This window comes from Streptomyces sp. NPDC001770, assembly GCF_053596135.1.
This window is the reverse complement of record NZ_JBSFFN010000008.1, coordinates 95,062-119,533: the sequence shown is the minus strand read 5'-3', so window position 1 is coordinate 119,533 and position 24,472 is coordinate 95,062. Positions and strand designations below refer to the sequence as shown.

At 72.2% G+C, this 24,472-nt stretch carries 17 protein-coding genes and 1 pseudogene; 8 read left to right on the top strand and 10 right to left on the bottom strand.

Annotated features, from left to right (window positions below; all coding sequences use genetic code 11):
- Position 1: 1 nt before the first annotated feature.
- Both cydD and ACWCSV_RS10010 read left to right on the top strand, forming a co-directional pair.
- Complete coding sequence (gene cydD / locus ACWCSV_RS10015) at positions 2-3,529, top strand: thiol reductant ABC exporter subunit CydD (RefSeq protein ID WP_451140362.1); 3,528 nt, start codon at positions 2-4, stop codon at positions 3,527-3,529.
- Between the two features lie 87 nt (positions 3,530-3,616).
- Positions 3,617-5,389, top strand: coding sequence for a GAF domain-containing sensor histidine kinase (locus tag ACWCSV_RS10010; protein WP_451140360.1), 1,773 nt, complete (start codon positions 3,617-3,619; stop codon positions 5,387-5,389).
- 184 nt (positions 5,390-5,573) lie between these two features.
- Here the strand turns inward: ACWCSV_RS10010 and ACWCSV_RS10005 are convergent, their stop codons facing one another.
- A complete protein-coding gene (locus tag ACWCSV_RS10005) occupies positions 5,574-6,437 on the bottom strand; it encodes a Cof-type HAD-IIB family hydrolase (protein WP_451140358.1) in 864 nt (287 codons plus the stop codon).
- A gap of 263 nt (positions 6,438-6,700) precedes the next feature.
- On the opposite strand from ACWCSV_RS10005, the gene ACWCSV_RS10000 reads away from it, so the two are divergent.
- Positions 6,701-7,603, top strand: coding sequence for an LLM class flavin-dependent oxidoreductase (locus ACWCSV_RS10000; RefSeq protein WP_451140356.1), 903 nt, complete (start codon positions 6,701-6,703; stop codon positions 7,601-7,603).
- A gap of 177 nt (positions 7,604-7,780) precedes the next feature.
- On the opposite strand, the gene ACWCSV_RS09995 is transcribed toward ACWCSV_RS10000, so the two are convergent.
- Positions 7,781-8,323 carry an RNA 2'-phosphotransferase gene (locus tag ACWCSV_RS09995; RefSeq protein ID WP_451140354.1) on the bottom strand — a complete coding sequence of 181 codons (543 nt, stop codon included), beginning with the start codon at positions 8,321-8,323 and terminating at the stop codon, positions 7,781-7,783.
- 721 nt (positions 8,324-9,044) lie between these two features.
- Complete coding sequence (locus ACWCSV_RS09990) at positions 9,045-10,835, bottom strand: SDR family oxidoreductase (protein WP_451140352.1); 1,791 nt, start codon at positions 10,833-10,835, stop codon at positions 9,045-9,047.
- Positions 10,836-11,313: 478 nt separating this feature from the next.
- Here ACWCSV_RS09990 and ACWCSV_RS09985 point away from each other — a divergent pair, with 478 nt between their 5' ends.
- The 5 genes and pseudogenes from ACWCSV_RS09985 to ACWCSV_RS09965 all read left to right on the top strand — a co-directional run bounded on the left by ACWCSV_RS09985 (position 11,314) and on the right by ACWCSV_RS09965 (position 15,974).
- Positions 11,314-12,375 (top strand): ABC transporter ATP-binding protein, encoded by a 1,062-nt coding sequence (locus tag ACWCSV_RS09985; RefSeq protein ID WP_451140515.1) that lies wholly within the window; start codon positions 11,314-11,316, stop codon positions 12,373-12,375.
- Positions 12,365-13,279, top strand: coding sequence for an ABC transporter permease (locus tag ACWCSV_RS09980; protein ID WP_451140350.1), 915 nt, complete (start codon positions 12,365-12,367; stop codon positions 13,277-13,279). Before ACWCSV_RS09985 ends, ACWCSV_RS09980 begins: the two co-directional genes overlap by 11 nt.
- Positions 13,276-14,187: an ABC transporter ATP-binding protein gene (locus ACWCSV_RS09975; protein ID WP_450770228.1), complete on the top strand. Its 912-nt coding sequence runs from the start codon at positions 13,276-13,278 to the stop codon at positions 14,185-14,187. The genes ACWCSV_RS09980 and ACWCSV_RS09975 overlap by 4 nt, the downstream gene beginning before the upstream one ends.
- Positions 14,188-14,217: 30 nt before the next feature.
- Complete coding sequence (locus ACWCSV_RS09970) at positions 14,218-14,937, top strand: ABC transporter permease (RefSeq protein WP_451140348.1); 720 nt, start codon at positions 14,218-14,220, stop codon at positions 14,935-14,937.
- Between the two features lie 350 nt (positions 14,938-15,287).
- Positions 15,288-15,974 (top strand): annotated as a pseudogene (locus ACWCSV_RS09965) (hypothetical protein).
- Positions 15,975-16,066: 92 nt separating this feature from the next.
- Here ACWCSV_RS09965 and ACWCSV_RS09960 read toward each other — a convergent pair.
- The 7 genes from ACWCSV_RS09960 to ACWCSV_RS09930 all read right to left on the bottom strand — a co-directional run bounded on the left by ACWCSV_RS09960 (position 16,067) and on the right by ACWCSV_RS09930 (position 24,430).
- Positions 16,067-16,879, bottom strand: coding sequence for an HAD family hydrolase (locus ACWCSV_RS09960; RefSeq protein WP_451140346.1), 813 nt, complete (start codon positions 16,877-16,879; stop codon positions 16,067-16,069).
- Entirely contained in the window at positions 16,876-18,153 is a 1,278-nt protein-coding gene (serS, locus tag ACWCSV_RS09955; protein WP_451140344.1) for a serine--tRNA ligase, read from the bottom strand. Before serS ends, ACWCSV_RS09960 begins: the two co-directional genes overlap by 4 nt.
- 768 nt (positions 18,154-18,921) lie before the next feature.
- A complete protein-coding gene (gene pheA / locus ACWCSV_RS09950; RefSeq protein WP_451140342.1) occupies positions 18,922-19,857 on the bottom strand; it encodes a prephenate dehydratase in 936 nt (311 codons plus the stop codon).
- 67 nt (positions 19,858-19,924) lie between these two features.
- Entirely contained in the window at positions 19,925-21,151 is a 1,227-nt protein-coding gene (gene efeB, locus ACWCSV_RS09945) for an iron uptake transporter deferrochelatase/peroxidase subunit (RefSeq protein ID WP_451140513.1), read from the bottom strand.
- A gap of 134 nt (positions 21,152-21,285) precedes the next feature.
- Positions 21,286-23,316: a copper resistance CopC/CopD family protein gene (locus ACWCSV_RS09940; protein WP_451140340.1), complete on the bottom strand. Its 2,031-nt coding sequence runs from the start codon at positions 23,314-23,316 to the stop codon at positions 21,286-21,288.
- A gap of 14 nt (positions 23,317-23,330) precedes the next feature.
- The gene (locus tag ACWCSV_RS09935; RefSeq protein ID WP_451140338.1) at positions 23,331-23,777 is read right to left on the bottom strand and encodes a copper chaperone PCu(A)C; all 447 of its coding nucleotides are present in this window, start codon (positions 23,775-23,777) and stop codon (positions 23,331-23,333) included.
- Entirely contained in the window at positions 23,774-24,430 is a 657-nt protein-coding gene (locus tag ACWCSV_RS09930) for an SCO family protein (RefSeq protein ID WP_451140336.1), read from the bottom strand. Before ACWCSV_RS09930 ends, ACWCSV_RS09935 begins: the two co-directional genes overlap by 4 nt.
- Between the last annotated feature and the right edge of the window lie 42 nt (positions 24,431-24,472).

Below are 24,472 nucleotides of genomic sequence, written 5' to 3'. Positions count from 1 at the left end.
CGTGAAACCGATCGATCCGCGTCTCTTCCGGTACGCCCGCGCCACCCGCTTCTTCCTCGTCGCCGTGGTGGCCCTGGGCGCCGTGGGTGCGGTGCTGGTCATCGCCCAGGCGATGCTGGTGGCCGAGATCGTGGTCGGCGGGTTCGAGGACGGGCTGAGCGTCTCCGGTCTCCGGACGCCCCTGATCCTGCTGGCCGCCGTCGCGGCGGGCCGGGCGCTGGTCGCCTGGCTCACCGAGCTCGCGGCGTACCGGGCGAGTGCGGCGGTCAAGTCCGAGCTGCGCGGCCGGCTCCTGGAGCGGGCCGCGCAGCTCGGCCCCGCGTGGCTGGACGGGCAGCGCACCGGATCGCTCGTCGCCCTCGCCACCCGGGGCGTCGACGCGCTCGACGACTACTTCTCGCGCTATCTCCCGCAGCTCGGCCTCGCGGTGGTGGTGCCCGTCGCCGTCCTCGCGCGCATCGTCACCGAGGACTGGGTGTCGGCCGCGATCATCGTGGTCACACTGCCGCTCATCCCCGCCTTCATGATGCTGATCGGCTGGGCCACCCAGTCCCGGATGGACCGGCAGTGGAGGCTGCTCTCGCGGCTCTCCGGCCACTTCCTGGACGTGGTCGCCGGGCTGCCCACGCTCAAGGTCTTCGGCCGGGCCAAGGCCCAGGCCGAGTCGATCCGCAGGATCACCTCGGAGTACCGGCTGGCGACCGTACGGACCCTGCGGATCGCGTTCCTCTCCTCCTTCGCGCTGGAGCTGCTGGCGACCCTCTCGGTGGCCCTGGTGGCCGTCACCATCGGCATGCGGCTGGTCCACGGCGAACTCGACCTGTACATCGGCCTGCTGGTGCTGATTCTCGCCCCCGAGGCGTATCTGCCGATCCGCCAGGTCGGCGCGCAGTTCCACGCGGCGGCGGAAGGGCTGTCGGCCGCGGAGGAGATCTTCGCGGTGCTGGAGACCGAGCTCCCGGCGGTCGGTACGGCGGACGTGCCGGAGTCGCTCCGTATCGAGCTGTCCGGGGTGACCGTCCGGCACCCCGGCCGGACCGAGCCCTCGCCGGCCGGTGCCTCGCTGGTGGTCGCACCGGGGGAGACCGTCGCCCTGGTCGGCCCGAGCGGGGCCGGCAAGTCCACGCTGCTCGACGTGGTCCTCGGGTTCACGGCGCCGGACGAGGGGACCGTACGGGTCGGGGGCGTGGATCTCGCCACCCTCTCTCCCGAACGCTGGCGCGAGCGCATCGCCTGGGTCCCGCAGCGCCCGGCCCTCTTCGCCGGAACCGTCGCGGAGAACGTGCGGCTGGCCCGTCCGGACGCCGACGACGCCGCCGTGACCGCCGCCCTGCGGGAAGCGGGCGCCCACGGGTTCGTCAGCGCGCTGCCGGAGGGGGAGCGGACCCTCCTCGGAGAGGACGGCGCCGGGCTCTCCGCCGGGCAGCGCCAGCGTCTCGCCCTGGCCCGCGCCTTCCTCGCCGACCGGCCGGTGCTGCTGCTCGACGAGCCGACCGCGAGCCTGGACGGCGGGACGGAGGCGGGCATCGTGGACGCCGTGCGGCGGCTGGCCGAGGGCCGTACCGTCCTGCTGGTCGCCCACCGCCCCGCGCTGCTGCCGTTGGCCGACCGGGTCGTGACGCTGGAGCCGGCCGCGGCCGGACCGGAGACCGGGCGGGCGAAGGCGCCCCGACAGGCCGCTCCGGACCCCGTGCGACCGACCGCCCCGGCGGGGGAGGCCCCGGCGGAGCTGCGGGAGACCGCCGCCGGTACGGGCAAGGTGCTCGCGCGGATCCGCGAGGCGGCGGGCGCCCGGCGCGGGCGCCTCGCCCTCGCCCTGCTGCTGGGCAGTCTCGCGCTCGGCTCCTCGGTGGGGCTGATGGCGGTCTCCGGCTGGCTGATATCCCGCGCCTCCGAACAGCCCCCGGTCCTCTACCTCATGGTCGCCGTCACGGCGACCCGCGCCTTCGGCATCGGCCGCGCCTTCTTCCGCTACGCCGAACGCCTCGTCTCCCACGACACCGTGCTCCAGCTCCTCGCCGAGCTGCGGGTCGCCGTCTACCGGGGCCTTGAGCGCATCGCGCCCGCCGGACTGCGCACCACCCGCCGGGGCGACCTGCTCACCCGGCTGGTGGCCGACGTCGACGAGCTCCAGGACTACTGGCTCCGCTGGCTGCTCCCCGCCGGTACCGCCGTGGTCGTCGGCGCGGCCTCCGCCGGTTTCCTCGGGATGCTCCTCCCGGAGGCGGGCGCGGTCCTCGCCGTCGGCCTGCTCCTCGCCGGAGCGGGCGTGCCGCTGGTCAGCGGTGCGGTCGCCCGCCGGGCGGAACGCCGGCTCGCACCCGCCCGCGCCGATCTCGCCGTCCGGGTCACCGACCTCCTCGGCGGCACCGCCGAACTGACCGTCGCCGGCGCCCTGCCCTCGCGTACCACGCGGGTACGGGAGGCGGACGGGGTCCTCACCCGGATCGCCGCCCGCGCCGCCTCCGCCTCGGCCCTGGGCGGCGGCCTCACCTCGCTCCTCTGCGGGCTGACCGTGGTCGCCTCCGCGCTGGTGGCGCTGCCCGCCGTGCAGAGCGGCCGGCTCGGCGGCCTGGAACTCGCGGTCGTCCTGCTCACCCCGCTCGCCGCCTTCGAGGCGGTGAACGGGATGCCGCTCGCCGTGCGGTACCGACGGCGCGCCCGCCGGAGCGCGGAGCGGGTGTACGAGGTGCTGGACGCCCCCGTACCGGTACGCGAACCCGACGCGCCCGCCCCGGCCCCCACCACCCCGTTCCCGCTGGAGGTACGGGGACTGACGGCCCGCTACCCGGGCGCGGACCGGCCCGCCCTGGACGCGGTCGACCTGACCCTGGAGCAGGGTCGCCGGATCGCGGTCGTGGGCCCGTCCGGCTCCGGCAAGACCACCCTCGCGCAGGTCCTGCTCCGCTTCCTGGACGCGGAGAGCGGCACCTACCGGCTCGGGGGCACGGACGCCCCGGCGCTCGACGGCGACACGGTCCGGACGTACGTCGGGCTCTGCGCCCAGGACGCGCACGTCTTCGACAGCTCGGTGCGGGAGAACCTGCGGCTCGCCCGCACCGACGCCACCGAGGAGGACCTGCGGGACGCGCTCGCCGGGGCGCGGCTGCTCGACTGGACCGACTCGCTGCCGGACGGCCTCGACACCCTGGTGGGCGAACACGGCGCCCGGCTCTCCGGCGGTCAGCGGCAGCGCCTCGCGCTCGCCCGCGCCCTCCTCGCCGACTTCCCCGTCCTCGTCCTCGACGAGCCCGCCGAGCACCTCGACATCGCCACCGCCGACGCCCTGACCGAGGACCTGCTCGACGTCACCCGGGGACGTACCACCGTGCTCATCACCCACCGCCTGGCGGGCCTCGACGCGGTGGACGAGATCGTGGTGCTGGACGGCGGCCGGGTGGTCCAGCGCGGCGCGTACGCCGGGCTCGCCGCAGCCGACGGACCGCTGCGCCGGATGCTGGAGCGCGAACGCGCGGCCGACCTGCGCGCGGTCCGCCCGCCGCGGCCGGCCCGGATGGCCCACGTCTGAGACGACGCGCCGGGGCCGGACTGCCGCACCTGGAGAACCGGGCAATCCCGACTTTCCGTGCGCGAGGTCCCTCCGTACGCTCGACGCATGGCAGAGCGGCAGGGGAACCAGGGCGCGGCGGGCCGGGGCGGGGCGGGCGGGCCGAGCCGGAACGCGTGGGACCCGGAGGCCCTCGAAGCCGCCGCCCGGGCCGCCAGCGATCTGGGGGGCCTCTCCCCCGAGCTGACCGCCCGCGTGCCGCAGCTGCTGGAGGCCATGCGGTCGGTCGGTACCGGGCTGGAGCTGCACTCCACGCTCGACCGCATCTGCGAGACCGCCGCCGAACTGGCCCATGCCCGGTACGCGGCGATCGGCGTCGTGGACGAGTCCGCCGAGGGGCTCCTCGACTTCGTCACCCACGGCATGCCGGACGAGGCGGCGCGCACGATCGGGCGGCCCCCCAGCGGGCAGCGGGGACTTCTCGGGGCGCTCATCCACGACCCCGCTCCGGTGGTGCTGACCGACCTGACCACCGATCCGCGCTACGCCGGATTCCCGCCGGGCCATCCCCCGATGCGCACCTTCCTGGGCGTCCCCATCAGCGTCCGGGGGCAGATCTTCGGCAACCTGTACCTCGCGGAGAAGCACCACGGCGGCACGTTCAACGACTACGACCTGCACATGGTCCGGGTACTCGCCACCGAGGCGGGCATCGCCATCGGCAACGCCCGCCTCTACGAGGCCGCCCGCCGGCGCGAACGGTGGATCGACGGATCGGTCGCGGTCACCACGGCGCTGCTCGCCGGCGGGGACGCGGACGACGCCCTGAGCGTCGTCGCCGAACAGGCCCGCAGGCTCGCCGACTCGGCCGCCGGTGCCGTGCTGCTGCCGGTCGGAAAGGACGGGGCCGACGGGCTGGAGGTCGTCGCGGTCGCCTCCGACAACCCGTCCACCTCGCTGGGCGTGATCATCGGCCCGGAGAGCCCGGTGGTCTCCGCGCTGCTGGCCGGGGAGCCCGTTTTCATCGACGACGCCGCCACCGACCCGCGCCTGATCAGCCGCGCGTCGGAGCGGTACGGCCCGAACATGCTGCTGCCGATGCGCAGCGGCGGCCGGATGCTCGGCGCCCTGTCCATGCCCCGGGCGCAGGGACAGCGCCCGTTCAGCGAGGCGGAACGGACCCTCGCCGCGCAGTTCGCCGCGCAGGCCGCGCTCGCCCTGATGATGGCGGAGGCGCAGCGCGACCGGGAGCGGCTGGCGGTCTACGAGGACCGGGACCGGATCGCCCGGGACCTCCACGACCTGGTCATCCAGCGGCTGTACGCCACCGGGATGATGCTGGAGAGCGCCCAGCGCCGGTCGGCGTTGCCGGAGGTACGGGAGGGCATCGGCCGGGCCGTGGACGAGCTGGACACCACCATCCAGGAGATCCGCACCGCCATCTTCGCCCTCCAGCAGGAGCCGGCCGAGGCCCCGTCCGGACTGCGCGTCCGGGTGCTCCGGGAGCTCAACATGGCGGCTGTGCCCCTCGGCTTCACGCCCGCGCACCGCTTTCTCGGGGCGATCGACACCCTGGTGAGCGAGTCCACCGGGAAGAACCTGATCGCCGCCCTCCGCGAGGCCCTCTCCAACGCCTTCCGGCACGCCCAGGCCTCGGTGATCGACGTGGTCGTCGATGCCACGGCCACCCTGCCGGACGGGCGGGACGCCGTCCGGCTGACCGTCTCCGACGACGGGGTCGGCATCCCGGAGGGCGGCCGTCGGAGCGGGCTGCGCAACCTGGCCCGCCGGGCGGAGTCGCTGGGCGGGGCGAGCTGGTTCGGCCCGGGACTCGGGGAGGGCGGCGGCGGTACGTCGGTGACCTGGGAGGCCCCGCTCTGAGGGGGCCCGGGGGAGGTGCCCGGGGAAGGTGCCCGGTGCCCGGGGGACTCGGCCGGGGCGTACGGGTCCAGTGACCAGGCTTCAGCGACCTGGGCCTCGGTGACCTGAGCTTCAACGACCTGGCCCCCGTGACCTGGGCTTCGGTGATCGGGGCCTCAGTGATCAGGCTTCAGTGACCAGGGCTTCAGCGCGTGGCGAGGAGGCGTTCGAGGACGACCGCCACACCGTCCTCCTCGTTGGTGAGTGTCCGTCCCGACGCGGCGGAGACCGCGGCCGGGTGGGCGTTGGCCATCGCGTACGAGGTACCGGCCCAGTTCAGCATCTCGACGTCGTTCGGCATGTCCCCGAAGGCGACGACCTCCTCGGGGAGCACCCCGCGCTCCGCGCAGTACTCCGCGAGCGTGCGGGCCTTGGAGACGCCCGCCCCGCCGGCCTCCAGCAGGGCGGAGGGGCTGGAGCGGGTGAAGGACACCCGGTCCCCGGCAGCCTCGCGGGCCAGGGCGAGGAACGCGTCGGGGGCGATCGCGGTGTGGTGGGCCAGGAGCTTCAGCACCGGGGCGCCCGTGCACGGTGTCCGCCCGTCCAGCAGCTTCTCGACGGGGGCGACCACCGCCCCGGGGTCCTGTCGGAACGGCGGGTAGAGCGGTTCGTGGTGGAAGCCGGTGGTGAACTCCACCGCGAACGTGGTGCCGGGCGCCGCGGCCCGTACCCGGTGTGCGACGTCGAGCGCCTCCGCCCGGCCGAGCGGGTGGACCTTGATCAGCCGCCCGCCGGCGCTCAGGTCGACCACCGCGGCACCGTTCGCGCAGATCGCCGTCCCGTGCCCGGGCAGGTGGGACACCACCGCGTCCATCCAGCGGGGCGGGCGCCCGGTGACGAAGAGGACGTGCACGCCCGCCCGTTCGGCCGCCGTGAGCGCGGCGATCGTGCGCGCCGACAAGGTCTTGTCGTCGCGCAGCAAGGTGCCGTCCAGATCGGTGGCTATCAGCCGGGGCACGGCTACAGGCGGTGCTTCGGTAGGCGTGGTCACCGGTCCATTCTCCCGCATTTGGCGCACGGGCGTGCGGGAGGGCGCACATATGAGAGTCTCGCGCCTCTGAACTGGGGGATAGGCCTATGGCATATGCCGGGGTCGACGGAGGGCGATCTTGGAGGCCTGGGAGGGGCTTGAGCAGGCAGGGGCGGCGCTGTAGCGGGTTTTCGGCCACCGGACCGACGGCGGTGCGGTGGTGCGTCGGGGGTGGTCGAGGCGTGGGGCGACCGGGTGGCCTCGACCCGGTGGGGCCGGGGCGGGGGACGTAGGCTCGGTCCATGAGTCTGCGCCTGAGCACCGTGATCCTTCCCGTCGACCGCTGGCACGAGGGGGGCCGTGCGAAGTGGCAGCGGGCCGAAGAGCTCGGTTTCCACGCCGCCTACACCTACGACCACCTGTCCTGGCGTTCGTTCCGGGAGCAGACCTGGTTCGGGGCGCTCCCGACGCTGACGGCGGCGGCCGTCGTCACCGGGACCATGCGCCTCGGCACCCTCGTGACCTCGCCGAACTTCCGCCACCCGGTGACGCTGGCCAAGGAACTGATCTCGCTCGACGACGTCTCGGGCGGCCGGGTCACCCTCGGGATCGGGGCGGGCGGCAACGGCTTCGACGCCACGGCGCTCGGGCAGGAGCCGTGGACGCCGCGTGAGCGGGCCGACCGTTTCGGCGAGTTCGTACCGCTGCTGGACCGGCTGCTCACCGAAGGCGCGGTCTCGCAGCAGGGCACCTTCTACACGGCGGAGGAGGCCCGGAACATCCCCGGCTGCGTCCAGTCGCCCCGGCTGCCCTTCGCCGTCGCCGCGACCGGGCCACGTGGGCTGAGGCTGGCCGCCCGGTACGGCCAGGCGTGGGTGACCACGGGCGACCCGAAGCTGTTCGAGGACGGTACGCCCGAGCAGTCGGTCGAGGCGCTGCGCGGCCAGATCGAGAAGCTCGGCAAGGCGTGCTCGGAGAGCGGGCGGGACGTCGCGGAGCTGGACAAGATCCTGCTCACCGCGTTCACCCCGGACCGCAACCGCCCGCTGGAGTCGGTGGACGCCTTCGTGGACTTCGCCGGCCGCCACCAGGAGCTGGGCTTCACCGAGCTGGTCGTCCACTGGCCGGTCCCGGACTCGGACTTCGCCACCGACCCGGCCGTCTTCGAGCGGATCGCCACCGAGGCCCTCGCCCAGCTGGGCTGACCGGGAGAGGGCGTACGGGAGCCGTCGTACGGGAGCCGTCGTACGGGTGCCGCCGTGCGGTGCTGCGGAGGGCGACGGCCACGGCTCCCGAGCCCTGGCATGTCCTGCGGGTGGGCGGTTCTGCGCCCCTCGCCCTGCCCCCTTCACCGCTTGCCCTGCCCCCTTCGCCCCCGCCCTTCAGCCCTGGAAGCGCAGGTACTCCGGGGGGACGGAATCCGCCAGCCACACCCCGTTGGCGCTGACACGGAAGACGTGACCGGCGCGGTGCATCGCCGCCGCGTCCACGGAGAGCACCACGGGTCTGCCCCGCCTCGCCCCGACCCGGGTGGCGGTCTCCCGATCGGGCGAGAGATGGACGTGGTGGCGGGCCATCGGGCGCAGCCCCTCGGTCCGGATCGCTGCCAGGGACCGGGCCACCGTGCCGTGGTAGAGGAACGGCGGCGGCTCGGCCGGAGGCAGGTCCAGGTCGACGGCGACGGTATGGCCCTGGTTGGCGCGCAGCCGATCCCCCTCCAGGGTGAAGCGCCGCTTGTCGTTCACCGCCACCACGTGTTCGAGTTCGGCCCGGGTGATCGGGAAGTGGTGACGGGCCGCGGCTTCCAGCAACTCCGCGACATCCACCCATCCGTTCGGGTCGAGTGCCAGTCCGATGCGTTCCGGCTGATGCCGCAAGTGCTTGGAGAGGTACTTCGACACCTTCACGGTGCGTCTGTCGTCCATCCCGCCAGAGTGCCCGGCCCCTTCCGCCGGTGCATCCGGATTTTTCCGAGCGCCGGAAAACTGATGAGTCCGTTTGTGTTTGATCCACAAGCAACTTGACTTATCCACAGGGTATTTGGCGAATCTGTGGACAACGCGCTTGCAAAATAGGCAATTTAGCCAACTAAATAAATAAATGGGCGAGATGTCCTACTTGCGAGCTAAGGGGTATTTTTATGAGGCCAGTTCTGGGCTGCCCGCCAGTGCGCACCGTCGGAGAACGACCACGCACCGCGCGGCACAACCCACTTGGGCCCCGGGAGGAACCGTTCCTTCCGTCCCTCATGCGGGAGGAATGCCTCCGGCGCGCCCGCAGCGCGGACGGTGCCGGGCCCAGCTCCACCACGGTGAACAGCTCATAGGCTGAACGCCGTTCTGTCCACAGGGTGCCCTCCGCACCTGGGGAAAGCCGCGCCCCGCCTCCGCGGAGTCCGCCACCATTCCTTCCGGAGACAGGGCCGCCCAGAGCGAGCGAGCCCTTCCGCCCGGTGCCCGTCGTGCGAGACGCGTCCCGGCGATCACCGCCCCGGAACGCGCGGAACTCGCGCCCGTCGCAGACCGAATGACCCACCTGGACGCCAAGTCCGCCACCGCTCAGACCCGTAGACCGCGCCCACGGCCTGTGGTCGCCAGGCCCGGCGCCCGACTGACCCAAGAGGCGAGGCACCCGACTCGGCTCCGCTCAGGGGCGTTTGCGGAGCGCCCCCGTACCGCCCCGGAGCAGTCGGCGGATGCCCTCCGGCCGTCCGGGGACCACCACGAGGGCCCGGTCGTGGACCACCGCCTCCAGGACGGCCTCGGCCACCTGCTCCGGCGTACGGCCGCGAGCACGGCGCGACCGCGCGACGACCCCCGCGTCGACTCCCGCGGCTGCCGCGTCCCTTGTGGAGGCGCCGGACGTGATACCCGCTCCCGTGCCCGTCCCGTCTTCGCCGGGCCCGTTGTCGACCGCCCCCGGCCGTACCGCGCTCACCGAGACCGTGCGGGGGGCCAGTTCGGCCCGCAGGCCCTGGCTGAGGGCCAGGACGACCGCCTGTGCCGTGCCGTACGTGGAGATGCCCGGGGCGCGGGGAACCGGGCCGGGGATGCTCGGGAGCACGTTGACGATGTGGCCGCCCTGCCCGCGCTCGGCCATCCGCCCGCCGAACACCCGGCAGCTGTGGACGACCCCCAGGAACCCCGCGTCGAGGAGACCCCGCCACTCCTCGGACGCGGTCTCCAGGAAAGGCCCGGAGGGCGCCGTACCCGCGAGGTTGACCAGGACGTCGACGGTGCCGTACTCAGCCGCCACCTTCGCGCCGAGCTTCTCCATCGCCTGCTCGTCGCCCAGGTCGGCGGTCTCCGCCCAGGCGGCCGGCGCCCCGACGAGCAGTGCCGTCTCCGCCGTACGGGCGGCGCCCGCCGCGTCCCGGTCCACGGCCACCACTCGCGCCCCGGCCTCGGCGAACGCCAGGGCGGTGGCGCGTCCTATCCCGTCGGCCGCGCCCGTCACCAGCACCAACTGGCCGGCGAACCGGTCCGCGTACCGGCCGGTCCCCGCCGGGTCCGTCACCGGCGTAAGGGCGACCTGCGCCGAGGGCTCGTTGGCCGCCACGAACTCCGATATCCAGGAGACGAGTTGGTCGGGCCGGGTGCGCGGGACCCAGTGCTGGGCGGGCAGCCGGCGCCGGACCAGGCGCGGAGCCCATCGTTCCAGGTCGTCGTAGAGGTACTCCGAAAGGAAGGCGTCACCGGTCGGGGTGATCAGCTGCACCGGTACGTGCGCGTACGCGTCCGGGCGCGGCCTGCGCAGCCGGGTACGGACGTTGTCGCGGTAGAGCCAGGCGCCGTGGGCCGCGTCCCGGGGCAGCGAGGCGGTGGGGTAGTCGCCCGCGGGCACTTTCTCCAGGCGCTCCAGGATGCGCGGCCACCGGCGCCCCAGCGGCCCGCGCCAGGCGAGTTCGGGCAGGACCGGGGTGTGCAGGAGGTAGACGTACCAGGACTTGGCGCCCTGTCCGGCGAGCTGGACCACCCGCCGGGGGGTGGGGCGGCTCATCCGGCTCTGGATCCAGTGGCCGAAGTGGTCCAGCGACGGCCCGGACATCGAGGTGAAGGAGGCGATCCGGCCCTTGGTCCGCTCGACCGTGGCGAACTCCCAGGACTGCACCGAACCCCAGTCGTGGCCCACCAGATGCACCGGCCGGCCAGGGCTCACCTCGTCCAGCACGGCGAGGAAGTCGTCGGTCAGCTTCTCCAGCGTGAACCCGCCGCGCAGCGGCTTCGGCGCGCTCGAACGGCCGTGGCCGCGTACGTCGTAGAGCACCACGTGCCACTGCTCGGCCAGCGCCGGAGCCACCCGCGACCACACCTCCTTGCTGTCCGGATAGCCGTGCACCAGCACCACGGTGGGCAGATCCGGATTGCCCAGCTCGGCCACGCAGAGCTCGATGCCGCCCGTGCGTACCCAGCGCTCGCGCGCTCCCGGCAGTTGCATCCCGCCACCTCTCCTCGGTCGGGCGCCGCTCGTGCGCCACCCGTCTTCCTCGGCCCCGGCTGTCCGAACCCGGCTGTCCGAACCCGGCTGTCCGAACGCGGCGTCCGGACAGCACACTTGGCGAGCTGTACGCGCCAGTAACGTGACACTGAAGAATGTGACCAGGCGCGCCGAAGGGTCAAGAGGGGCGCCCTGGCTGTGGACAACCGTCTGTGGAGAACCGGTACGCACAGAGGATCATCAGCCCACCGCACCGCACCGCATCCCACGCCGGCCGTCGCAGCACACGCCGAGCCTCGTCGGCAGCCCCCGCCCGTCGGCCCGGGTCACTCCTCCGCCCGACTCCCCTACGGGTCCCTACAACTCAAGTGTGACGTGTATGCGACCGTCAGGGCTGACGACCGGAGGTGCCCGCGCCACTACCGTCGGCGGAGTGACTGTGATCGCACTGAACGCCTTGAGCAAGCGGTACCCCCGGGTGACCGCTCTTGACCGGCTCTCCTTGGACATCGGACCGGGTGTGACCGGGCTGGTGGGTGCCAACGGGGCGGGCAAATCCACCCTGATCAAGATCCTGCTGGGACTCTCGCCCGCCACCGAGGGCTCCGCCTCCGTGCTCGGGCTGGACGTCGCCACGCACGGTGCCGCGATCCGGGAGCGGGTCGGGTACATGCCGGAGCACGACTGCCTGCCGCCGGACGTCTCGGCGACCGAGTTCGTCGTCCACATGGCGCGGATGTCCGGTCTGCCGCCGACGGCGGCCCGGGAACGCACCGCCGACACCCTGCGCCACGTCGGTCTCTACGAGGAGCGTTACCGCCCCATCGGGGGTTACTCGACCGGCATGAAGCAGCGCGTGAAGCTGGCCCAGGCGCTGGTCCACGACCCGCGGCTGGTGCTGCTCGACGAACCGACGAACGGCCTCGACCCGGTCGGCCGCGACGAGATGCTCGGGCTCATCCGACGGGTGCACACCGACTTCGGCATCTCCGTGCTCGTCACCTCGCACCTGCTGGGCGAGCTGGAGCGCACCTGCGACCACGTCGTCGTCATCGACGGCGGCACGTTGCTCCGGTCCAGCTCCACCAGCGAGTTCACGCAGACCACCACCACCCTCGCGGTCGAGGTCACCGACAGCGACACCCACCCGGACGGCACCGACGCGCTGCGCCGGGAGCTTCTCGGGGCCGGTGTGAAGCTGATCGGGGACGACGGCGTCGACACCGGCGGTCTGCCGGGAGCCGGTCACATCCTGCTCGTCGAGGCGACCGGTGAGGAGACGTACGACCTGGTGCGCGACAGCGTGGCAGGCCTCGGCCTCGGGCTCGTCCGCATGGAGCAGCGCCGCCACCACATCGCCGAGGTCTTCCGCGCGGGCGAGAACGCCCAGCCGGCCCCGGCGGTCGTCGCGGCGGCGTCCGGCCCGGCCCCCGGAGCCGTACCGCAGGCCCCGTCCCCGGTCCCGGCGCCCGGGTCCGTCCACCAGGTTCCGGCTTCCGGAGCCGTACAGCAGAAGGGGAGCGGTCCCGATGAGCACTGAGACCAGGGCCGGAGGTGCGCTGCCCGGCGACGCCTCCCGCATCCACGACATCGGCTACCGCTCCTACGACGGCCCGAGGCTGGGGCGCGCCTACGCCCGCCGGTCGCTCTACGTCCAGTCCCTCAAGGGCGCGTTCGGGCTCGGGCGTTCCGCCCGGTCCAAGGTGCTGCCGCTGCTGATGCTCGCGGTGATGTGCCTGGTCGCGGCGATCATCGTGGCCGTGTCGATGGCCGCGCCCGGCGCCACGAAACTGGTCGTGAAGTACACCTCGTACGCGATCTATCTCCAGGCCGTCATCGGGCTGTTCGTGGCCTCCCAGGCCCCGCAGAGCGTCTCGCGGGACCTGCGGTTCCGGACGGTTCCGCTGTACTTCTCGCGGCCGATCGAGCACGCCGACTACGTCCTGGCGAAGCTGGCGGCGATGGCGTCCGCCGTCTTCGTGCTCACCGGGACGCCGCTGCTCATCCTCTACGTGGGCTCGCTGCTCGCGAAATTCGACTTCGGCGACCAGACCGGCTGGTTCGCCCAGGGACTGGTGTCGGTGGCCCTGCTCTCCGTGCTGTTCGCCGCGCTCGCGCTGGTGGTGGCCGCGGTGACCCCGCGCCGGGGCTTCGGCGTGGCGGCGGTGATCGCCGTACTGACCATCACGTACGGAGCCGTCTCCACGATCCAGGCCATCGCCTACTCGACCGGGACCGAGGGAGCCGTCGCCTGGTTCGGGCTGTTCTCGCCGATCACGCTGATCGACGGGGTGCAGACCGCGTTCCTCGGCGCCTCCTCCGCCTTCCCCGGCGGGGAGGGCCCGGGGGCCGCGCTGGGCGTGGTCTATCTGTTCGTCGTCCTCGCGCTCATCGCCGGCTCGTACGCCGCCCTGCTGCGCCGCTACCGGAGGGTCGGGCTGTGACCACCATCGAGATCGACCACGCCTCGCGCTGGTTCGGGAACGTCGTCGCTGTCAACGACGTGAGTATGACGATCGGCCCGGGGGTCACCGGGCTGCTCGGTCCCAACGGCGCGGGCAAGTCCACGCTGATCAACCTGATGGCCGGATTTCTCGCCCCCTCCACGGGGACGGTCACCCTCGACGGGCGCCCGATCTGGCGCAACGAGTCGGTCTACCAGGAGATCGGCATCGTTCCCGAGCGGGAGGGCATGTACGACTTCCTGACCGGCCGCGAGTTCGTCGTCGCCAACGCCGAACTGCACGGTCTGGGCGCGGCGCAGGCGGCGCGCGCGCTGGCCACGGTGGAGATGGAGTACGCGCAGGACCGCAAGATCCAGACGTACAGCAAGGGCATGCGCCAGCGCGTGAAGATGGCTTCGGCGCTCGTCCACGACCCTTCGGTTCTGCTGCTGGACGAACCGTTCAACGGCATGGACCCCCGCCAGCGGATGCAGCTGATGGATCTGCTGCGGCGGATGGGCGGGGAGGGGCGCACCGTGCTCTTCTCCTCCCACATCCTCGAAGAGGTCGAGCAGCTCGCCTCGCACATCGAGGTGATCGTGGCCGGCCGGCACGCGGCCTCCGGCGACTTCCGGCGGATCCGCCGGCTGATGACGGACCGCCCGCACCGCTATCTCGTGCGCTCCAGCGACGACCGCGCGCTTGCGGCGGCCCTGATCGCCGACCCGTCGACGGCCGGGATCGAGGTCGACCACCAGGAGGGCGCGCTGCTGATCCAGGCGGTCGATTTCGGCCGTTTCACCACCCTGTTGCCGCGAGTGGCGCAGGAGCGCGGTATCCGGCTGCTGGCCGTCTCGCCGTCCGACGAGTCCCTCGAATCGGTCTTCTCGTACCTCGTATCGGCCTGAGTAGTGGCCTGAAAGGAGCTGTGAAGCGTCATGTACGACCCCACAGTCGCCCGGCTCACCTACCGGGCCCTGCTCGGCCGGCGCCGGGCCGCCATCCTGTTCGTCCTGCCCGCGCTGCTGATCGCGATCGCGCTGGCGGTACGGATCCTGGCGGGAGCCGACGACCAGATCACCTCCGACGTCCTCGGCGGCTTCGCCCTGGCCGTGATGGTCCCGCTGATCGGTGTCATCGCGGGCACCGGGGCCATCGGCCCCGAGATCGACGACGGTTCGATCGTCTATCTGCTGGCCAAGCCGGTGAAGCGCCCCACGATCATCTTCACCAAGCTGATCGTCGCCATCGCCGTCACGATGGTCTTCTCCGCGCTGCCCACTCTGATCGCCGGGCTCATCCTCAACGGCAACGGCCAGCAGATCGCGGTGGCGTACACCGTCGGGGCTCTGGTCGCCTCGATCGCGTACAGCGCGCTCTTCCTGCTGCTCGGTACGGTCAGCCGGCACGCGGTCGTGCTCGGCCTGGTCTACGCGCTGGTGTGGGAGGCCCTCTTCGGCAGCCAGGTGCCCGGCGCGCGCACGCTGAGCGTGCAGCAGTGGGCGCTCGCCGTCGCCCAGAGGACCGGAGCGGAGGGGGCGATCACCGCCGAGGTCCAACTCCCGCTCGCCACCGTGCTGCTGGTCGTGGTGACCGTCGGCGCCACCTGGTACGCGGGCCAGAAACTGCGCACGCTCAAGCTGGCCGGCGAGGAGTGAGGCCCGAGGCCGTCTCGTGAGGCGGCCCCGCACACGGCAACCCCCGTCCGGCGGACGGGGGTTGCCGTGTCCTCCGGCCCCGTCGGCGAGGCCGTTCCGGAAGGCCGCCCCCGTGCGCGACCGGTGCCGCCCGCGTGACCGCGGATGTGCCGGTTCGTTGGGCCGGATGCGTGGAGGCAACTGGAATCCGTGACGACGACGCGTACGTGAAGCAGAGGAATGCCGGCCCCGGTGCGTGAGCACCGGCGGAAGCCGGCCATCGAGCAAGTGGCACCCGTGAGCGACCTCCGCCCCTGAAGCCCGGGGAGAGGGCCGTCCCTCGCTGTTCCCTGCGTACCGAAGGCATGCTCATGACCACGGAAGTCGCCCTGCTCGAATCCCGCGCGCTGCGCGTCGAGCGGATGGTGCGCGTCGACATCCTCGACAAGGTGAAGAGCCTTGTCATGCTCCCGGACGGAATTCACGTTCGCACAGAGGACGTCGCGCGCTACTTCGAAGTATCCACAGGCTCGGTACGAAGGCTCACCGATCGCCATCAAACCGAGTTCGCCGACAATGGCCTGCGCACACTGCGCGGCTCTGATCTGCAGTCCTTCCATAGCGACATGATGTCGCTATGGAAGGGTGACGGAGAGGAAAGTTATCCACAGGCTCCCCTCCAGCTGCGCCTCTACACGCGCCGCACGGTCCTCAACGTCGCCATGCTTCTTCGCGAAAGCGACATCGCCCGCTGCGTGCGCACGTACCTCCTCGACGCCGAGACCGACCTTCGGGAGTGATACGACTCGCTCGACTTCCGGGTCACCCGTATCGAGAGCTGCCTCGCCGGGGTCGGCTCCGCACTCCAGGAGCTGGGGCCGGTCCTGTGCCGCATGTCGGAGCGGTTCGACAGCCTGGACCGGAAGCTGGGAGCGACCCATGAGGTCGTCGGCGCGATGAGCGTCCGGCTGACCGACGTCGCGCACGACGTGCGGCGGGTCGATGCCCGGCTGGGCGGCGTGGCGCACCGGCTGAAGGAGCTGCGGCCCGAAGCGTAACGGGGCGGACGCACGACTGCCCGCGGCCTTCGCGGGCCGCGGGCAGTCGGTCGTACGGGGACGACGTCGTTGGGAGACGACGGCGGGCGGCGTTACCGCGTTCCGCCGGCGAGGAGTTCCTCCAGGACCACCGCGATGCCGTCGTCGTCGTTGGAGGCGGTGACCTCGTGCGCCACGGCCTTGAGCTCGTCGTGCGCGTTGGCCATGGCCACGCCGTGCCGCGCCCAGCCGAACATCGGGATGTCGTTGGGCATGTCGCCGAAGGCGATGGTGTCCGCCGCCTTCACGCCGAGCCGGCGTGCGGCGAGCGAGAGGCCCGTCGCCTTGCTGAGGCCGAGAGGGAGGATCTCCACGACCCCGGGGCCCGCCATCACGATGTTGACGAGGCTGCCCACGACCGCCCGTGCGGCGGCGGTGAGCCGGTCGTCGTCGAGCTCCGGGTGCTGGATGTAGACCTTGTTCAGCGGCGCGGTCCACATCTCGTTCGCGTCCTCGACGTGGACCACCGGTATCCGGCCCTCGTGGGCCCGGTAACCGGGACCGACCAGGACCTCGCCGTCCAGCCCGTCGCGGCTCGCCGCGAGGAGCAGCGGGCCCACCTCCGCCTCGATCTTGGACAGCGCGAGCCCGGCCAGCTGCCGGTCCAGCGTGAGCGAGGTGAGCAGCTTGTGCTCGCCAGCGTGGTAGACCTGCGCGCCCTGGCCGCAGACGGCGATGCCGTCGTAGTCCAGATCGTCCAGTATCTGCCGCGTCCACGGCACCGCCCGGCCGGTGACGACGATGTGCGCGGCACCCGCCTCGGTGGCGGCGGCCAGCGCTTCGCGCGTCCGCACGGAGACCGTGTCGTCGCCGCGGAGCAGTGTGCCGTCGAGATCGGTGGCGACGAGCTTGAAGGGGAAGGTCACTTGGCGACCGGCTCCAGGACCTCGCGCCCGCCGAGGTACGGACGGAGCATCTCGGGCACGCGCACGGAGCCGTCCGCGAGCTGGTGGTTCTCCAGGATCGCCACGATCGTGCGCGGTACGGCGCAGAGCGTGCCGTTCAGGGTGGCCAGCGGCTGGACCTTCTTGCCGTCCCGCATGCGCACCGACAGGCGGCGGGCCTGGAAGCTGTCGCAGTTGGAGGCGGAGGTCAGCTCGCGGTACTTGCCCTGGGTGGGGATCCACGCCTCGCAGTCGAACTTCCGCGAGGCCGAGGCCCCGAGGTCACCGGTGGCCACGTCGATCACCTGGAAGGGCAGCTCCAGGCCGGTCAGCCACTGCTTCTCCCACTCCAGCAGCCGGCGGTGCTCGGCCTCGGCGTCGGAGGGGTCGACGTACGAGAACATCTCGACCTTGTCGAACTGGTGGACCCGGAAGATGCCCCGGGTGTCCTTGCCGTACGTGCCGGCCTCGCGGCGGAAGCAGGGCGAGAAGCCGGCGTACCGCAGGGGCAGCTTGTCGGCGTCGATGATCTCGTCCATGTGGTACGCGGCGAGGGGGACCTCGGAGGTGCCGACCAGGTAGAAGTCGTCCTTCTCCAGGTGGTAGACGTTCTCGGCGGCCTGGCCGAGGAAGCCGGTGCCCTCCATGGCGCGCGGGCGGACCAGCGCGGGGGTGAGCATGGGGATGAAACCGGCCTCGGTCGCCTGCGCGATGGCCGCGTTGACGAGGGCGAGCTCCAGCAGGGCGCCGATGCCCGTCAGGTAGTAGAAGCGCGAACCGGAGACCTTGGCACCGCGCTCCATGTCGATGGCGCCGAGCGCCTCGCCGAGCTCCAGGTGGTCCTTGGGCTCGAAGCCCTCGGCGCCGAAGTCGCGGATGGTGCCGTGCGTCTCCAGGACGACGAAGTCCTCTTCGCCGCCGACCGGCACGTCCTCCTGGACGATGTTGCCGAGCTGCAGCAGCAGGCGCTTGGCCTCCGCGTCCGCCTCGTTCTGCGCGGCGTCGGCGGCACGGACGTCGGCCTTGAGCTGGTCGGCGCGGGTCAGCAGCTCCGTCCGCTCCTCGGGGGAGGCCTTGGGGATCAGCTTGCCGAGCGACTTCTGCTCGGAGCGGAGTTCGTCGAAGCGGACGCCGGACGACCTGCGCAGCTCGTCGGCGGAGAGCAGGGCGTCGACGAGCGCGACGTCCTCTCCACGGGCGCGCTGGGAGGCGCGAACACGGTCGGGGTCCTCACGGAGCAGGCGAAGGTCAATCACCCCACCAGGCTACCGGTGGGACTTCGGCTACTCGAATCGATAGTGACAAGCGTGTCACTATGCCCGAATTGCCGTGAATGGTATCTCTGGTGGGAATCCCGGATTCCGCGAGGGAGGCGGACCGGGGGCCGGGCGGGAGGCGCGTCCGGCGGTATTCGTCCGGTCGAGCGAACGCGGGTGCGGCGAAGAATCCGCGGAGAGATCCTGGGGTGTGCCTGAGCGGAGGGGGCGAGAGGGCGGAAGTGCTGGGGGTCGCGTCAATCGAGGTGGGCTCATAGCCCCGAATCGGGCAGAAAGCCGCTCCGGTCTTGACGTACCGCCCTGTTCTGACGGGGAGTTGGGGGTGAGCGCTGCCCGGAGTTGTCCACAGGGTGGGCCAGTTCGGATTAGTTATCCACAGGCTGTGTGGAAAAACTGTGGATGCACGAAGTTGGTCATTGAGGAGGGGGTTCGGCAGGCCTCCGGCTCATGGATTCATCGTTCAAACCGCCTTTCGGGCACTCATTCGAGTGGTCATTCGTCATTCTGTGTCGTTGATCAAGGTAATTGGGCCGAACGGGCTAGATGAGGATCATGGGGAGTCCTGGGAGGCTTCGCGACCCCATGGGGTCACCTGGGGTGATTTGTCGATGATTCGTCGATGATGCCGAACGTCGGTGTCGACTTGTCCCCAGGTTCCATCCGCGTCCTGTGGATAACTCTGTGGGTAAACCACCATCGGTGGATGCGCCCGCGCAGATGTGCAGGTCGCGCCCGTCCTTCCGCCCGTCAGACGCGCCCGTCCTGGCTGCGTGCGAGCCAGTCCGAGGCGGCGGCGAAGTCCGGGTCCGAGGTGCCCACGCGCAGCGGGGCCACGTCCTCCGGGCCCGCTCCGGCCCGGGGGTAGGAGCCGAGGAAGCGCAGGTTCGGGCAGATGCGCTTCAGACCCATCAGCGCCTCGCCCACCCGCCGGTCCGAGATGTGTCCCTCCGCGTCCACCGCGAAGCAGTAGTCGCCGATGCCCTTGCCGGTCGGGCGGGACTGGATCAGCATCAGGTTCACCCCGCGCACCGCGAACTCCTGGAGCAGTTCGAGCAGGGCGCCCGGACGGTCCTCGCCGAGCCAGAGGACCACGGAGGTCTTGTCGGCGCCGGTCGGCGCGGCGGGCCGGGCGGGGCGGCCGACGAGGACGAAACGGGTCTGCGCGTTCACCGCGTCGTGGATCTCGGTGGCGAGCGGTACGAGCCCGTAGGTCGCCGCCGCGAACTCCCCGGCGAAGGCGGCGTCGTACCGTCCGTCCCGGACCAGCCGGGCACCGTCCGCGTTGGAGGCGGCCGACTCCCACACGGCCTGCGGGAGGTGGGCGGCCAGCCAGTTGCGTACCTGCGGCTGCGCGGCCGGGTGCGCGGTGACGGACTTGATGTCCTCCAGCCGGGTGCCCGGCCGCACCAGCAGCGCGAACGAGATGGAGAGAAGCACCTCGCGGTAGATCATCAGCGGCGCGCCCACCGCCAGTTCGTCGAGGGTCGCGGTGATCCCGCCCTCGACCGAGTTCTCGATCGGTACGAGGGCGGCGGCGGCCTCCCCGTTCCGTACCGCGTCCAGCGCCGCCGGTACGGAGACCATGGGGGCGAGTTCGCGGGTGGCGGCTTCCGGGAGCGTACGGAGCGCCACCTCGGTGAAGGTGCCCTCGGGGCCGAGATAGGCGTAACGCGTGGCGGACATACGGTCACTCTAGGCGGTGCCCGCGAGGGTTCGGCCGGGTCTTCCGCCGGTACCCCGGGCGGGGCGGTCAGGACTCCAGCAGCCGCTGTCCCACGTACTCCCCCTCCGCGGCGCCGCCCGGCACCGCGAAGACCCCGCTCGCCTCGTGCCGGATGAACGGCGAGAGCGCGTCCCCCCGGTCGAGCTTGCGCTGGACCGGCACGAAGCCGCGGAACGGGTCCGCCTGCCAGCACACGAAGAGCAGTCCCGCGTCCGGTGTCCCGTCCGGGTCGATGCCGTCGTGGTACGAGAACGGGCGCCGCAGCATCGCCGCCCCGCCGTTCTTCCCGGGCGAGGAGATCCGGGCGTGGGCGTTGGACGGGATCGCCGGCCTGCCGTCCGCGCCGAGCTTGTCCAGGTCCATCGCGGTGGTCTCGTCGCCGCCGCTGAGCGGGGCGCCCGTGTCCTTGCGCCGGCCGATGACCCGCTCCTGGTGTGCGACGGAGAGCTTCTCCCAGTCGTCGAGCAGCATCCGGATGCGGCGGACGACCGCGTACGAACCGCCCGCGAGCCAGTCCTGCGCCGGGTCGGCGGCGGAGTGGGGCGCGGGCACGAAGATCCGGGTGTCGAAGTCGCCGTCGGCGGGCTTGGGGTTGTTGGTCCCGTCCAGCTGGCCCATCAGGTTGCGGGCCGTCATGGGGCGGGCGGTCGCACCCGGCGTGCGGTTGAAGCCGTTCATCTGCCAGCGCACCCGCGCCGCCGCCCCGGCGGCCCGCTGGACCGCGCGGAGCGCGTGGAAGGCGACGAGCGCGTCGTCGGCGCCGATCTGGACCCAGAGGTCGCCGTTCGACCTCCCTGGGTCGAGGTGGTCGGAGGAGAACGCGGGCAGCGGGTCGAGCCCGGCCGGCCGCCGCTCCTCCAGCCCGGTCCGGTCGAAGAAGGTGCGGCCGAAGCCGAAGGTGAGCGTCAGCGACGACGGCCCGGCGTCCAGCGCGATCCCGGTGTCGCCGGACCCGCCGGACCCGGCCGCGCGGCCCGCCATCAGCTCCTCGGCCAGCACCGACCAGCGCCGCATCAGTGCGGCCGCCTCGGTACGTCCGGCGCCGGCCGCGAGGTCGAAGGCGACGAGATGCCCACGGGCCTGGAGCGGAGTGGTGATTCCGGGTTGATGTTTCCCGTGAAACATCGCCTCGGTCGCGCCGATCGAGGCGAGCGCCGCAGGCGCCTCGGGGCGCGTCGCGGCGTACCCGGTGGCCCCACCCGTCGCGCCCAGCACCAGCCCGGCGGCACCGGCCGCCCCGGCGCCCCCGAGCAGCTTCCGCCGGGAGACCCCGCCCGGGTCACCGCTGGAGGAGGCGCCCTCGGTGGAACCCCGGGAGGTGCTCCCGGCGTCCGCCCCGGCACGCTCCCGGGGACTCTGCACGTTCGTGTTCCGCTTGCTCACGCCGGTCAGCCGATCTTCACGTTCTTGGTGACGGTGGTCTCGTCGATGTCCGAGGTACGGACGGTGACCGCGAGCTTCCACTCGCCCGCCATCGGGATCTGTACGCCGCTCGCGGCCCAGTGGCCCTCGGCGAGCCGGTCGGGGACGACCGGCAGGGGGCCGATGTCCTTCGTCTCCAGCGTCAGCGCCATCCGTACCTCGGGTACGTCCAGCGCCGTGCCCTTGTCGTCCGCTATCCACAGGTGCACGTCGTTGGAGCCGGTACGGCCGGGGTCCATGTCCAGCTGGACCGTGCCCTTGCCGTGGGGGCCGCCGGTGTCGAAGGGCAGGCTCACGGTGACTGGTTGGGTGACGGCCGGGGCGGCGACGGTGTTGGTGCGCGACGCCTCCTCCTCCGTACGGCCCGGTTCGGTCGAGGAGAGGATGGTGGTGACGGCCAGCAGGACGACGGCGATGCCGGTCTCGACGAGAACCGAGCGGCGCAGCCCGGAGCGGCCGGGGTCGGCGTCGCGGGCCTTCCGCTCCTTCGTCGCCGTCAGCGCGGCCCGCTGGCGCGCGAGTTGGGCGGCCCGCTCGGCGTCCGCGACAGGCTCCGTGACGGGGGTGGCGACAGGTTCCGTGACGGAGTCCGTGGCAGGGGCCGTGACGGGGGCCGTACCGGCGGCCGCGACCGGCACCAGACCGGCCTCCGCCTCCACCGACTCGGCCTCCACGGGCGCGGACTCCGCCGGCGCCGCCTGCTCCGGCACCGCCACCGGCTCCCCGCCCGTCAGCCGGCCGGTCCAGCGCCGGGAGATCCAGGCGACGCCCACGAGAACCGCGACCAGTCCGACCTTGACCAGCAGAAGCCGGCCGTAGGTGGTCCCGGTCAGCGCGGACCAGGAGCCGACCTGGCGCCAGGACTGGTAGAGCCCCGTCGCGGCGAGCACCACCACGCTGCAGAACGCTGCCCGGGAGAACCGGCGTACGGCAGCGGCGGGCAGCTCGGGGACGCGGTACAGGGCGGTCAGCAGGGCCGCCAGACCGCCCAGCCAGGCCGCGACCGCCAGCAGATGCGCCATGTCGACCGGCATGGCGATGCCCGCCTGGAGACCGACGGAGGCGTGTTCGGCGAGCGACCAGGTGCCCGCGATGCCGGTGGCGACGACCGCACCGCCGAGCGAGAGGCCGAAGGTGAGGTCCTTGCGCTCCTTCTCGTCCTCGCGCCGGGGGTACGTACCGAACAGCACGGCGACGAAGAGCGCGGAGGCGCCCAGCAGGAGCAGCCGGGAGACCAGCGCGGCACCCGGCTTGGTGTCCAGCGACGCCTGGAGGCCGGAGAGGTCGAAGGCGTCGGAGAGCTTCCCGCTGCCGGTGTACGGGTACCGCAGCACCAGCATCACCAGGGTGGAGGCGGTGAGGGTGAGCCAGCCTGCGAGCACGAGCCGTTGCAGCGGGCGGGCCGAGGCGCCGCCCCGCCAGCACCCGAGGACGAACGCGGAGCCGCCCGCGAGCAGGATGAAACCGGCGTACGCGGCGTAGCGCGCGATGCCGTAGAGGGTGCCCACCGGTCCGCCGCCCGCTGCCTGGGCGGGCAGTGCGACGGTGGTGGTGGACGGTGCCCCGATGGAGAAGGTGAAGGCCCCCGAGACCGGGTGGCTGTCGGCGGAGACCGCCTGCCAGGCCACCGTGTAGGTGCCGTCGGGGAGCCCGGTGTGGAGGGTGACGGCGTACCGGGCGGCCTTGCCGTCGCCCACCGCGCGGGGGCCGCCGGTGTCGGCCCGCTTGCCGGACGGGTCGAGCACCCGGATCGCGTCGTCGCTCAGCGAGACGGACTCGGAGAAGGAGAGGGTGACGTCTCGGGGTGCGGCGTCGACCACCGCCCCGTCCTGCGGGTCGCTTCCCGTGAGGGCGGCGTGCGCGGACGCGGGGGACGCGCCCGCCAGCATCAGGCCGAGGAGCAGGCCGATCAGCGTGGCGAGGAGCGCGGACGCGGTGAGCGGCCGGCCTGTGGGGAAAGGCCGGACACGACCTGCGCGCGGGGCGGTGGCTGTCATGGTGGATCAGTCCCTCACTGCTTCGCCGGGTTGTAGGTCGTCTCCTCGACGGGAAGCTCGACCGTGATCGGGCCGGTCTTCTCGAAGTGCAGTTCCACGGAGATTTTCTGCCCCCGCTTCGGCTGCCGCTTGAGTTCGCTGAACATGATGTGGCTGCCGCCGCGTTCGAGGTCCAGCTCGCCGCGCGCGGGTACCTCGAAGGACGAGACCATCCGCATGACCTGGCCCTCGGTCTCGTGGATCGTGACGTGGTCGGAGATCGGGCTGGTCACGGAGGTCAGCCGGTCGGTGGCCCCGCCCTTGTTCTCCACGACGAGGAACGCCGCCGCCATGTCGCTGACGGGCTGCGGCATGAAGGCCCCGACGACCTTCAGCTCGGGGGAGCCTCCGGCGGAGCACCCCGCGAGGGTCAGCCCCGTGACGAGGGCCAGTCCGCCGGCGAGGGCCGCCCGGCCTGTCACGGGTTCGCCCCCTCGATGAGCTTGGGGAGGTCCGCGGTGTAGTCGTCGGCGGTGGTGTCCTCGCTGTAGATGACGTACCCGGCGTCCGTCTTCGGGGAGAACGCCATGACCTGGGCGCCGTGCATGGAGACGACGGTGCCGTCCTTCTCCGTCGTCGCGGGGTCGATGCCGATGCCCATCGACCTGGCGCCCGCCTGGATGGTCTTGAAGTCGCCGGTGAGGCCGATGAAGTCGGGGTCCTGGGCCTTGAGCCAGGAGCCCAGCGAGGCCGGGGTGTCCCGCTCGGGGTCGGTGGTGATGAAGACGACCTTGAGCTCGGCCTGCTCGGCGGCGGGCAGCGCGCGCTTGGCGAGCGCGATGTTGCTCATGGTCAGCGGGCAGACGTCGGGGCAGTTGGTGTAGCCGTAGTAGATGAGCGTCGGCTTGCCCTTGGTCTCCTTGCGGAGGTCGTACGTCTTGCCGTGGGTGTCCGTCAGGACGAGGTCCGGCTTGGTGAACGGCTGGTCGAGGACGGTGGCGGCCTTGGTGGTGGTGGGCGTGGAGACGTCGGCCACCGGCTTGGCGGCGGAGTCGTCGTTCGAGCCGCAGGCGGTCAGGGCCAGTGCCGCCGCCGCGGCGAATGCCACGGCCGACGCCAGTTTCTTGGTGCGCATGGAGGATGTGTTCCTGGTCTGTGGTGCGGTGGGTGGCCCGGG